At 59.9% G+C, this 12,575-nt stretch carries 8 protein-coding genes, 1 tRNA gene and 2 rRNA genes (1 of these 11 cut by a window edge); 6 read left to right on the top strand and 5 right to left on the bottom strand.

The genetic code is table 11. The features are described from left to right. Window positions 1–536: 536 nt before the first annotated feature. The 5 genes from HN018_RS00580 to HN018_RS00560 all read left to right on the top strand — a co-directional run bounded on the left by HN018_RS00580 (window position 537) and on the right by HN018_RS00560 (window position 7,481). Entirely contained in the window at window positions 537–3,212 is a 2,676-nt protein-coding gene (locus tag HN018_RS00580) for a glycoside hydrolase family 3 C-terminal domain-containing protein (RefSeq protein ID WP_171832705.1), read from the top strand. Window positions 3,213–3,556: 344 nt separating this feature from the next. After that, window positions 3,557–4,243 (top strand): TetR/AcrR family transcriptional regulator, encoded by a 687-nt coding sequence (locus HN018_RS00575; RefSeq protein WP_239478904.1) that lies wholly within the window; start codon window positions 3,557–3,559, stop codon window positions 4,241–4,243. 69 nt (window positions 4,244–4,312) lie between these two features. Continuing rightward, the gene (locus HN018_RS00570) at window positions 4,313–4,474 is read left to right on the top strand and encodes a hypothetical protein (RefSeq protein ID WP_171832703.1); all 162 of its coding nucleotides are present in this window, start codon (window positions 4,313–4,315) and stop codon (window positions 4,472–4,474) included. A 38-nt stretch (window positions 4,475–4,512) separates the two neighbouring features. Next, entirely contained in the window at window positions 4,513–5,235 is a 723-nt protein-coding gene (locus HN018_RS00565; RefSeq protein WP_171832702.1) for a DUF3313 family protein, read from the top strand. Between the two features lie 437 nt (window positions 5,236–5,672). After that, entirely contained in the window at window positions 5,673–7,481 is a 1,809-nt protein-coding gene (locus tag HN018_RS00560) for a diguanylate cyclase (RefSeq protein WP_171832701.1), read from the top strand. 31 nt (window positions 7,482–7,512) lie between these two features. Here HN018_RS00560 and HN018_RS00555 read toward each other — a convergent pair whose 3' ends face one another. Together HN018_RS00555 and clpS are read right to left on the bottom strand one after the other, a co-directional pair. Continuing rightward, window positions 7,513–7,734 carry a hypothetical protein gene (locus tag HN018_RS00555; RefSeq protein WP_171832700.1) on the bottom strand — a complete coding sequence of 74 codons (222 nt, stop codon included), beginning with the start codon at window positions 7,732–7,734 and terminating at the stop codon, window positions 7,513–7,515. A 136-nt stretch (window positions 7,735–7,870) separates the two neighbouring features. After that, window positions 7,871–8,176 carry an ATP-dependent Clp protease adapter ClpS gene (gene clpS, locus HN018_RS00550; RefSeq protein WP_171832699.1) on the bottom strand — a complete coding sequence of 102 codons (306 nt, stop codon included), beginning with the start codon at window positions 8,174–8,176 and terminating at the stop codon, window positions 7,871–7,873. 945 nt (window positions 8,177–9,121) lie between these two features. On the opposite strand from clpS, the gene HN018_RS00545 reads away from it, so the two are divergent. Beyond that, window positions 9,122–9,298: a hypothetical protein gene (locus HN018_RS00545; protein WP_171832698.1), complete on the top strand. Its 177-nt coding sequence runs from the start codon at window positions 9,122–9,124 to the stop codon at window positions 9,296–9,298. A gap of 619 nt (window positions 9,299–9,917) precedes the next feature. Here the strand turns inward: HN018_RS00545 and HN018_RS00540 are convergent. The 3 genes from HN018_RS00540 to HN018_RS00530 all read right to left on the bottom strand — a co-directional run. Then, window positions 9,918–9,994, bottom strand: a tRNA-Met gene (locus HN018_RS00540). A gap of 49 nt (window positions 9,995–10,043) precedes the next feature. Next, a 5S ribosomal RNA gene (gene rrf, locus HN018_RS00535) occupies window positions 10,044–10,159 on the bottom strand. A 151-nt stretch (window positions 10,160–10,310) separates the two neighbouring features. Next, window positions 10,311–12,575: ribosomal RNA gene (locus HN018_RS00530) — 23S ribosomal RNA — on the bottom strand; it runs 478 nt beyond the window's last position.

The following is a 12,575-nucleotide window of genomic DNA, read 5'->3' as shown; positions in this document are numbered from 1 at the left end:
CGGACGCCGCGTTACCTGAAAAGTCAGTCCGACCGTCTATCTGCAGAAGTTATATCAAACGTGCTTGCGAAACAAAAAACAGCCGCCTAAATTCATCCTTGTTGACAGCTACAGTCATGTCCGGGGATCGATATCATGCTAATCCCTGAACATGCCCATCAATGCACCTTGCAAAAGCGAGCATGCACAATTGGTCCTGTTTCCGGCCGCCGTGTTCGAGGTGGCACATATCAAGAGTGTGATTCGGGAGTCTTGTTGCTGTCGATCTAAGATAAAAAGGAACGTCAGGAATGAATAGCGATCATGGCTGTCGGCACGCGATGCGTCCTGCAGGGGTACCACGACCTCCCGAAAGCGGTTCCATACCCCGCAGCAGACGGCATACACGCTGGACCGGTGCCGCCTTGCCGGCTCTCCTTGTAGGGCTCGTGCCGCTCCACGCAGCGGTTGCCGGGCCGGTTGGCAATCCTGCCGACTGTCCCTGGCTCAACCCAAGCCTGTCTGTCGCAACCCGCGTCAACATGGTTTTGGCGAAGATGACCATAGCCGACGAGATTGCGCTCGTGCAGGGCAATGGCAGCAGCGAGCCCTACGTGTTCTTCACCGCCGCCAACCCGAAGCTGTGTCTTCCGAGCATCGGCTACGAGGATGGTCCCGCCGGCGCCGCGGACGGTCTCACCAATGTGACGCAGTTTCCGGCCGGGATCGCCGTCGCCGCGAGCTTTTCCAAGATGGACGCCCTGCTCTATGGCATTACGCTCGGTGCGGAGCAGGCTGCCAAGGGCTCCGGTGCTGATCTCGGCCCAACCGTCAATATCGATCGGGACCCGCGCTGGGGCCGCACCTTCGAGAGCCTGTCGGAGGATCCGGCACTCACCGCCGGTATCGGCGCCGCCGAGATCAAGGGCATCCAGAGCCAGCGCGTCATGGCGCAGGTCAAGCATTTCGACGCGTACAACCAGGAGACGAACCGCAATACCCAGGCGGAAGATGACATCGTTTCCGAGCGTACCCTGCACGAGATCTACCAGCCCGCCTTCCGTACGGCGATCAACGACGCCGGGTCGGGCTCGCTGATGTGCGCCTACTCGTCCGTGAACGGTTACTACTCATGTGAAAGCCGGTCGCTCCTGACTGGCGTGCTGCGCAACGAGGTCAACTACAAGGGCCTCATCATGTCGGACTACGGCGCGGTCCACGACGTCAGCGCCGCGACAGCCGGCACCGATTCCGAGCAGCCGGAGAACACCTACTTCGGCGCCCCGCTGCAGGCTGCCGTGCAGAACGGTTCGATTTCCCGCGCAGTACTCAACTCGCAGGTCGAGCCGATCCTCTACGAGATGTTCCGCTTCGGCTTCTTCAACGATCCGCCGCAGGGGAATACGGCAGCTGTCGCCACCTCGCCCGACCATGTCGCCACCAGCAATGCGCTCGCGGAGGCAGGCAGTGTATTGCTCAAGAACAAGAACAGCCTGCTGCCGCTCGCGCCCGGTGCCGACATCGTCGTCATCGGCCCCGCCGCCTCGGCGCAGGTGACCACCAGCGGCGGCGGCAGCGCCCATGTCATCCCGGGCCCCGTCGTCACGCCACTTGCGGGCATCCAGGCCGCGTCGAGCGGTGGCGTCACCTACCAGCAGGGCCTGCCGACTGACGCCCAACTCACGCCGATCCCGTCGGGTGACCTGTCCACGCCCTACGCCCCCACCAACTATGGCGGCTCCTACAGCGCGACGCTGACGCCCACGGAGAGCGGTACCTACATCGTCGGCTTCACCAATCCCGGTAGCTACAACGTCGCTTCGCTGACCATCAACGGCACGGCGATCATCAATAACCCGGGGACCCCGCCGGTCTCCATCTACTCGGCTGCGGTCCAACTCACGGCGGGTCGGAAATACAGCCTGACGCTCGGCGGCGCCGGTCCGACCAGCAACCTGGTCTGGGCGACACCGTCCACGCTTCAGAAGTACGTAGCCCCCGCGGTCGCCGCCGCCCGGGCAGCCAGGACGGCTATCGTGGTGGTTGCCGACGACACCGAGTCGGAGGCTGCCGACCGCCCGAATCTGTCGTTGGCTTCAGCGCAGGATGCGCTGATCGAGGCCGTCGAGGCCGTTAATCCGCGCACCGTCGTGGTAGTCCAGGCTGGTGCGCCGATCACCATGCCCTGGCTCAACGGTGTCGGCGCCGTGCTCGACACCTGGTATCCCGGGCAGACCGGCGGCACGGCGCTCGCCGATCTGCTGTATGGCAAGACGAACCCCGGCGGGCACCTCCCGATCACCTTCCCGACCAGCCTGAGCGCGATCCCGACCGCATCGCCCGCGCAGTTTCCCGGGCAGAACAACACGGTCGAGTATTCGGAAGGGTTGCTGGTGGGCTACCGCTGGTATGACCAGAACAAGGTCACGCCGCTGTTCCCCTTCGGCTACGGGCTCTCCTACACGTCCTTCAAGTACAGTGACCTTCGGGTCGAGAGCAGGTCCGTGGACGGCGTGACGCCGGTGCGCGTGAGCGCCACCGTCACCAACACCGGCAGGGTCGCGGGCAGCGATGCGGCGCAGCTCTATCTGGGCTATCCGTCCGCCGCCGGCGAGCCGCCTCGCAAGCTGGTCGATTTCCAGCGCGTGAATCTGGCTCCCGGGCAATCGAAGCGCCTGAACTTCACCATCCGCCCGAGCGACGAGTGGTGGTGGAACACCAACGGATGGGACGAGACCACCGGCGAATACAAGGTCTGGGTTGGTGACAGCTCCGCCCTCGCCGATCTCCCCGCGACCGGAAGCTATGCAATGGATCGAGGCATCGGCAACCGTCACGTCGGCGTCTCTGCGCCACGCAGCTTCACCTTGGGTGGCTCCAATACCGCGGTCGTTACGCTCAGCGCCGGCGGCAGCCAGACGCTGGCCGAAATCAACCTTTCACTTGCCGCCCCCGACGGGTGGAAGGTGCAGCCGACGACCGCCACCCGCTTTAGCAACGTGCTGCCCGGTCAGACGCTCAGTGTCGCGTTTCAGCTGACCCCGCCGGCGGATGCGGTCACGCGCGACGTCACGCTGTTCGGCACAGCCGACTTCGCCCCGAGCACCTGTGCCCGGGTGGCCGACGCACAGGCGGCCAATCCGCTACAACTTGCACAGTATGCTGCAAGCGGACGGGAGTCGTGCAAACCGGCGGTCCGGCACGGCGGCGTGCAGATCCGCCTGCTGAAGTAGCTGCTCGGCAGCAGCGTCGAGGCTGCCCAGCGGAACTGGAAAACCCCGCCGCGCCCAGCGGTGGGGTTTTCTTCCAGCTGGCGCCCGGCCGACCCGCCAATTATCGCCGGTTTCTCTCGGCGGAGGCCAGTAAACAGGTCTCGTACCGTTATTCCGGGAGAAGGCGCTTCAGCCGATCAGCGACCTAAACCCAAGCTTTAAGATTAAGCGTAAGCGACACGTCATGATGGCGCAGGCGCTTACCGCCGTTCCAGTCGGAAGTTACAGCGTACTGTCGCATCAGTCGGCGGCCAGCGCCCCGGTAAGAAACTTGCCGAGTGACACGGAGTGCCACGGCTGCAGCGTTGCCGCTCGGCTGGACAGGAGGCGGGCCTTACATCACGATCAGACCGGCTGGTCTGTTTCGAGTGCCAGCCGATAGGACAGAGTGCGGACGGATGGAAAACACCGAGCGTTCGCGCCGGACGCGCGAGGCAGCGATTTCGGCGGCTGCGACGATCCTGGAGCGGGACGGCCCTACGCGACTCACACTCGATGCGATCGCCCGGGAAAGCGGTATCAGCAAGGGCGGCCTTACTCACCAGTTCCGCACCAAGGAGGCGGTGATCAAGGCGCTGCTGGACCATCAGGTCAAGACCTCAAGGGATCGTTTCGAGCAGAACCTGGCAGCACTCGATCCCGCGACCGACCAGAAATACCTGATCGCGCAGCTCGAGATGCTCCGCAAGGCCCTGTCGACGTCGAGGAACATGGTCTCCGCCGTCCTGGCAGCGATGGCGGAGGACCCGGCTTTGCTGAAAGCGTCCACCGACAGCCAGAGGGACAATATCCAGGCGATGAAGGAAGAGGCCGCTGACGCGGATCTCGCCCTCCTGCGATGGACGGCGGCGCGGGGGCTCCTGGTGACCAAGATGATCGGGATGTGCCCTTTCTCTGATGAGGAGCGGGAACGGCTTTTCGACCGGATCCTGAACACTGCCTCCTGGCCGGGACACAGCGACCAGAAAGCCAATAGAACGATAGATACATAAACCGACCGGACGGTTTGCGTTTGGCAGTTGGGGACGCTAGGATGTTCTTCTGAACAAGGAGAACGACCCATGCGGCATCGTGGCTTTCTGCGCGCCCTGAAGGTTCGGCTGCGGATCATGGGCGTTCGCTGGATCGTGCGGGAGGATCGGCGCTTCCGGTCATCCGGTTCGGTCGGAAACATCGTTCCCGGACTTCTCTACGGCGGTCTACCGCGGCTGCCCTGGTTATGAGCGCGTCCAGGTTTTCGGTCCGGAACTGTATCCTCGCTATGCTCCGCCAGACACCGGTCCGGTCCGGCAATCGTTTCGTCGCTGTTCTCGGCGATCCTGTCCCGCCGCTCGTCATCAGTCTGGCGTTCATATTGCTGCTCCTGATCCTATCGGGCTGCGCGGGACAGGGAGCAACGAAAACAGGCTTCATTGCCGACTACACCGATATGAAGCCGACAGGCGATCACACCGACGACCTGATCTACGTCAGGCCCGGCTTCGCCCTGAACCAATACCAGGCTGCCCTGATCGATCCCGTCGTCTGGCATCCGGTCGGCAAGGCGCCGCATCTGAAAGACCAAGTCGTGGCGCGCATGACCAGCGCATTCCGCGCTGAACTCGTGCAGCAGGTCGGCAAGAGCCTGCCGATCGTGCAGGCGGGTGCCTGCGGCGACGGCTCACACGTCCTCCACATCAGGGCCGCCATCACCAACATCCGGCGGAGCAAGTGGTACTACAATATCGTGCCGATGGTGCTCGGCCTGGGTGCGAGTGCTGCCGGCGGCGTGCTGCCGCCGATCCCGCCGCCGGCCCCAGGTGGGGCAAGCGAGGAAATCGAGGTCGTCAATGGCCACGGCGACGTTCTGGTCGCGATCTCGACCTACAATAACGGGATGCCGTGGAACCCGGTCGGCCAGATCACGCCGTATGGGCATGCAAGGCGTGCCTTCCATATCGCCTCGAACCTGCTCGTCTTGGAGATGAAAGCGGGGCGCAGCTAGGCTGCGGACCATCCGAAGCCGCTCAGTTTCGATGAAGTGGAGCGGGTCGAAGTTCAACGCCTCGGGCGAGCGTCACGTCCGACGCAGTTTCGAGAAAATCGGAGTAGCTTTTACTTCTGATCTTCGTACCTTGAGCAAGGTGAGCAAGGGCGAGTTCATCCTCGATCCTAGAGTATAGGTCGCAAACATACGGCCCTGGCAGTGCGTTTGAATAGATTACCAGTATCGAGCAACATGATATCGGGAATCCCGCAAGCCCATTTCCTAAGCCGGAAATGACCCGATAATGAACCTTGTTCGAAAAAATGGGTCGGCGTTTAAGTATTGACGCACCCAATACTTAAACGCTCGACAACTAAGATCATATTCGTGTTGAATTCTAGGTGCGCAGCCTTTAGAATTATTAATTAATTACAGAAAAGTTGAAAATCTCAGGCATGTCCGACGACCTGTCCCCCGAATTTAAGCAGACCGGGCCGGCGAAACGTCGTATCGGCCGCGGCGCGATCGTAGAGATCTCCCGCAATTACGGAACGCTGCCGACACTGGCGGTGTTGCTGGTGGCATTCATGGGCGTTAGCTCGGTCGTGGGCTTCATGCTGAGCCGCGAGGACCAGATGAAGTTGTGGGACTATCGGACCGCCACCCGGGAGGTGCGCGTGTTCCAGGTGGCACTGATCGATGCCGAGACCGGCATACGTGGCTACGTATTGACCCAAAAGGCTGAATACCTTCAACCCTACGTATCCGGCTTGAGCAGGATAGAGACGTTGAGCCCGAGGCTATTGCCCAAACTAGAGGCCTATTCAACCGTCCTGCCCGGGATGCACGAGGAGGCGTCACCTGTTGCACGCCGGCTTGGGGATCTGCGAAAGGCCTGGGAGCAGGCCCAGGATAAGGTTGCGGACGGAGAGCCGGCGGAAGCACAGCTTGGCCTGCAAGCAATGCACAGCAAGGCGCTGATGGATGAGATGCGCGCTGTCATATCGGGTTATCTGGCGAAGCGTGACGTCGGTATCGAGGCGGCCGAACGTCGAATCTCGCTGGAACAGGATGCCCTGCTGTTAATCAATCCGGCGGGAGCGCTGATTGCTATTCTCGCCCTGATCTACGCCTTCCGTATTAGCACACAGGAAGCGCGTGGACGTGAAGAGGCGACCTCGGTGAGCGTTCGAGCCCGTCAGCATATCGAAGAGCTGTTCGGTATGACCGACACCTTGCAGAGTGCCAGTGATGGCGAGGATGCAAACGAGGTACTACGAGCCACTGCTCTGCGTCTGCTGCCTGGTTTCAGCGGTGCGCTATACGTGTTCAACAATTCCCGCGATCGGCTGGATCTCTCCACGAATTGGGGGGCGCGCGCCCCCGACGAATATCCCGATCATATCGCGCCCGCATCATGCTGGGCTCTCAAGCGAGGTAAGTTTCAGGTCAATAGCGACGGTGAGGGCGCGCTGCGTTGCGGCCACAGCAAGCCCCACCATGTCGGGCTGGAAATCCCGATGATGGCGCGTGGCCAGATCTACGGCTTGCTGGAAATATCCCACGCCGGCGATGATGCCGAGCAGCAGCTGCGCGATGTGCAGCAACTTGCCACAGCTCTGGCCGACGCGATGTCGTTGGCATTGTCGAGCATTGCCTTGCGAGCACAATTGCGCAATCAGGCGCTCCGCGATCCATTGACCGGTTTATATAACCGGCGTTTTCTCGAGGAGATGCTCGAGCGGCTTGGACGAGATGCCGAGCGGCGACAGTCGCCACTCTCGGCGATCATGATCGATCTCGACCATTTCAAGCGATTGAACGACCAGCATGGCCATGCGGCTGGCGATGCTGTCCTGAGAGACGTTGGTAGCACCATCATGTCGATGCTGCGCGCCACGGACGTGGCCTGCCGCTATGGCGGCGAGGAGATCGCTATCCTGATGCCCGACTGCCCGCTTGATATGGCGGTTGGCCGTGCCGAGCAATTGCGCGTACGTATTGCCGAAGTGGCACAGGCCCGTGAGAGAGTGACCGTCACAGCGTCCTTCGGTGTTGCAGCGACTCCAGACACATCGCTGCGTGCTGTCGATTTGATTCCGACAGCGGATGCGGCGCTGTATACGGCCAAGCAGCAGGGTCGCGACCGCGTCGTAGCGGCTCCGCTGCGCACGGCCGCCACGCCTCTTGGCCTCACCGTCGGTAGGCTAGATCTTGTGCGCACACCACCAACCTTGCCTGATGGCAAATCGCAATCCGCATAAGGCTGCGCTCGAAACAAACCTCACTTAAATGTCAGTCACTCACCTCGACTTCCTGATGTTGTAGTTGCTCAGGCTGCAGCATGGCGCGAGTTAACGGAATCGTGAGTCTGTTGACCATAACATCAGCCGCCGACAGGCAGAGCGCCTTCAGACTTAGTTGGCGATGGCGATGAGTGACGAGATGCTTAAGCAGGGACTGATCCGGGCAATATTCGATCGAGAGCATCGTCGCGGTCGCGACACCCGAGGCCATCAAGTCAGGCTCACGACTTGTCGATCACAGCCAAAAAATGACAGTCACCCAGATGCAGATGGCCGGCGTGAAGCGATGGTAGCAGGTCTGGATGTGCTGCCAGCTCGGAGCAGCAGCGCCTAAAATCGCTTTCGCTCTATTCTTCAGGCTCAGTCGTGAACAGCAGCGGGTAGCCCTTGCTGCGGGCCATGTCAGTTGCGGTGGTTGCTTTGGTCTCCGCCACTTCCTGCGTGAAGACGGCAACCACGCAAACCCCACGTTGGTGCGCCGTCATCATCACCCGGCTGGCTTGACCCTCATCCAGCCGGAATTCCGCCTTCAATATCTGGACCACGAACTCACGCGGCGTAAAGTCGTCATTGACCAGCATGACCTTGTAGAGGCGTGGCCGCTCGACCTTGATCTCGAGTTGGACCCTTGGCGCGGTGATGGTTTCAGGCATCGACGACTTTCATCAAAAGACAGGCCTGCCGTTTCACGGGACAAATCCCGTCCTTTAGCTAAGTTCCTGTCAGCGGCCTGGTTGCAGCCATTCCTAGGTTGGACCACCAGGGACGTGCATTACCGTTCCCGACCGCCAGGCCAAACGCCTTCCGCTACCCAACCAGCACCACCAGGCGTTTGCCGCAGGTAACATCGGTATAAAGCACAGCTCGCATCGTTTCCCATAGCATGCAGCGTTGTCCCGGACGACAAGCCGTGCGTTCCCATCCAAAAGACCGATGAGCTCCTGAAGCGCTCGCTACCAGCTCAGCCCGCTCTGTCTATATCTGAAAGGGCACGAGGGAGGCGAGCTGGGTGCCGTTGAAGAACTGCCTCGACCTGACCGAGAAGCAGGTCATCGGCTTATGGGGTAGAGCGGGCTGGATCCGGATGAGGTGGCGGTCCGGTAGCCTGGTCAGATAGCGATGCCAAAGACAGAGAATTCGAAGTCTCACGCGCCCGCTGCACAGCATTCCGGTCTTCGTCAGCTCGTGCGATTATGGCGTGGCTCTGCGCAACCATGGCCGAGACCCACTCGCGATCAGACCGGCATTGCCTGATCGTCTCACGACCCCGGCGGATCAGCATCTCGATGTCGACAGCATCTGGAGATAGCAGCATGGCCCGCGCTCTGCTCTTAGAATATGTCCGATACCAAAACGCGAGAACGCCATGTGGTCACAACACGGTGCCTCACCTGCAGGTGAGCCCGACGAGCACATCAGGGTTACATTGGTGTTTTTCACTATCATGAGTTCCTAGATGCCAAGAGTTGATGCCTTACACCTCGAGTCGGTTGAGGCATGAAGACTAGCTGAGTTACTTCAATACGTTAGGTCGTGGCACGTCTGATGCAAAGTAGTGTTCAGGTCCTGGCAGGGACCGGCAAGCAAAGGATAAATCCATGACCACCACCAGCATCATCGACGGTCTGCATACCCGCCTCGCGACCGTTCAGGTTGCGCGCAGCACGAACCCGCTGCCCTCAGAGCACCTGACTGCCACCGCCGATCTGGCAATCCGCGCCTCGCTCGCCCTGATGCCTTTCAGCGCGATCGTTTGGCTCTTCGTTGCCCACTAGTTGCTCGGCACGACCCTCGCGCCCTTCGCCTGCTGCTGCAGAATGAGGGGCTACGAGGTAAGGCGGCACGATAGAGTTCGCTGGAACCTGGATGATCCAGTCGGCGTGGAAGTGCTGATCACCTACCACCTGCTTCTGGCCGCTTCACAACATCCTAAAAACGGTCACGCTACCTGTTCTCGGGTTTGATGCATGGTGGGGTATGTGGCGGAGGCTTTTCCAAGATCAGCGCGACTGGTCCGCCTGCTCGACGGCCTGCAACAAGGGGGCCGACTACGTTTGGCAATCGACGTACCATTGGGCGTGACACGCTCGCGGATCGGGTGCTGCACCCGCTACGGGATCGCCTGATGGACCCGACGCTCTACAAGGTGTTCGCCGAGACGTTTGCGCTTGAATGCTTGAATGGAAGCGCACGCAGGGCGACGTTGCGGCCGAGCGGGCAGCAGACGAGGTTATCGTATGGAGGTGCGCGGGGAGTTAGGGGCGATCCTGGCGCTGTGTGTGTCTGGCGTGAGCCGCAACAGCGCGTCTGGGACGCTATCGGGTGGATCGGCCGGCGCAAACAGCGACACCCCCGCGCCTGATGGCGCGGGGGTGTTAGCGTTGCAAGTTAAGATGGTTGCGGGGACAGGATTTGAACCTGTGACCTTCAGGTTATGAGCCTGACGAGCTACCGGGCTGCTCCACCCCGCGTGGGTGATGTGATTGCTGCATGGAGGATGCGGCTTGGTTTGTTTGGAAGACCTGGCGGCGACCGACTTTCCCGCATCTTAAGATGCAGTATCATAGGCGCTGGGGGTTTTCACGGCCGAGTTCGGGATGGGATCGGGTGGATCATTCCCCGCCATGGCCACCAGGTCGTCCGAGCAAACTTGGTATGTTTGATGGGACGTGTGGGGGTTGGTGCGTGTGCGTGTTGTCGTTTGGTCGTGTGTGTGAGTAGCAGTTCTGGTGTTGTGGATGATTTCTATGCATGTGGTTTTGGGATTGCATTGCTGCGGTCCCGGTTATGATTGAGCCTATTGGGCGATTAGGACCAGTTAGCTGAGGGCATTACTGCCCGTATACATCTGGCCTATCAACGTGATGGTCTATCACGGCCCTCGGGGAGACCTGGTTTTGAGGTAAGTTTCTCGCTTAGATGCTTTCAGCGATTATCTTTTCCATACGTAGCTACCCGGCGGTGCCACTGGCGTGACAACCGGTGCACCAGAGGTATGTCCATCCCGGTCCTCTCGTACTAGGGACAGCTCCTCTCAAGTCTCCAACACCCACGGCAGATAGGGACCGAACTGTCTCACGACGTTCTAAACCCAGCTCACGTACCACTTTAATCGGCGAACAGCCGAACCCTTGGGACCTGCTCCAGCCCCAGGATGTGATGAGCCGACATCGAGGTGCCAAACCTCCCCGTCGATGTGGACTCTTGGGGGAGATCAGCCTGTTATCCCTAGAGTACCTTTTATCCGTTGAGCGATGGCCCTTCCACGCGGGACCACCGGATCACTATGGCCGACTTTCGTCTCTGCTCGAACTGTCGCTCTCGCAGTCAGGCGGGCTTATGCCATTGCACTCAACAGTCGATGTCCGACCGACTTGAGCCCACCATCGCGCGCCTCCGTTACACTTTAGGAGGCGACCGCCCCAGTCAAACTGCCCACCATGCAGGGTCCCGGTCCAGGCTGACTGGACGCGGTTAGACATCAGAAAAATTCAGGGTGGTATTTCAAGGATGGCTCCACACGAGCTGGCGCCCATGCTTCATAGCCTCCCACCTATCCTACACAGCATTTTCCTGATGCCACTGCAAAGCTACAGTAAAGGTTCATAGGGTCTTTCCGTCTGACCGCGGGTACCCCGCATCTTCACGGGGAATTCAATTTCGCTGAGCCGATGCTGGAGACAGCGGGGAAGTCGTTACGCCATTCGTGCAGGTCGGAACTTACCCGACAAGGAATTTCGCTACCTTAGGACCGTTATAGTTACGGCCGCCGTTTACCGGGGCTTCAATTCAGTGCTTGCACACCTCCTCTTAACCTTCCGGCACCGGGCAGGCGTCAGACCCTATACGTCGTCTCTCGACTTCGCAGAGCCCTGTGTTTTTACTAAACAGTCGCTACCCCCTGGTCTGTGCCACCCACCCATGGTTGCCCAAGGACAGGTCTCGCTTATCCCGAAGTTACGCGAGTAATTTGCCTAGTTCCTTCAGCATCGTTCTCTCAAGCGCCTTGGTATACTCTACCAGTCCACCTGTGTCGGTTTAGGGTACGGTCTATACGCCAGAGCTATTTCCTGGAATGCTCCAAAAGCCCATCCAATCCGATAAGGACAGACAACATATTGCATTCGTCACTTCTGGCAGGCTGGGGAATATTCGCCCCATTCCCATCGACTACGGCTCTCGCCCTCGCCTTAGGAGCCGGCTCACCCTGCGCGGATTAACCTTGCGCAGGAACCCTTGGACTTACGGCGACAGTGTTTCTCGCACTGTTTGTCGCTACTCATGTCAGCATTCGCACTTCCGATACCTCCAGGAGACATCACCATCTCCCTTCACAGGCCTACGGAACGCTCCGCTACCGCGCATACATCAAAGTATGCACCCACAGCTTCGGCACGTGGCTTGAGCCCCGTTACATCTTCGGCGCAGAGTTTCTAATAGACCAGTGAGCTATTACGCTTTCTTTAAAGGATGGCTGCTTCTAAGCCAACCTCCTGGTTGTTTTGGAATCTCCACATCCTTTCCCACTTAGCCACGATTTGGGGGCCTTAGCTGGTGGTCTGGGCTGTTTCCCTCTCGACGATGGACCTTAGCACCCACCGTCTGTCTGCCAGGCTATACTTCCGGGTATTCGGAGTTTGGTTAGGTTTGGTAAGGCTTTGGGCCCCCCTAGCCCATCCAGTGCTCTACCCCCCGGGGTAAACACCTAACGATCTACCTCAATAGATTTCGCGGAGAACCAGCTATCTCCAAGTTTGATTGGCCTTTCACCCCTAGCCACAGCTCATCCCCGACTTTTTCAACAGGCGTGGGTTCGGCCCTCCAGTGCGTGTTACCGCACCTTCAGCCTGGCCATGGCTAGATCACTTGGTTTCGGGTCTTCTGCCAGCAACTGAACGCCCTGTTCAGACTCGCTTTCGCTGCGCCTACACCTAACGGCTTAAGCTCGCTGCAAACAGAAACTCGCTGACCCATTATACAAAAGGTACGCCGTCACCCCATAAGAGGCTCCGACTGCTTGTAGGCATCCGGTTTCAGGTCTATTTCACTCCC

This window comes from Lichenicola cladoniae (assembly GCF_013201075.1).
GTDB classification, from domain to species: domain Bacteria; phylum Pseudomonadota; class Alphaproteobacteria; order Acetobacterales; family Acetobacteraceae; genus Lichenicola; species Lichenicola cladoniae.
The sequence above is the reverse complement of the archived record's forward strand: the minus strand, read 5'-3'. Positions and strand labels throughout refer to the sequence as shown.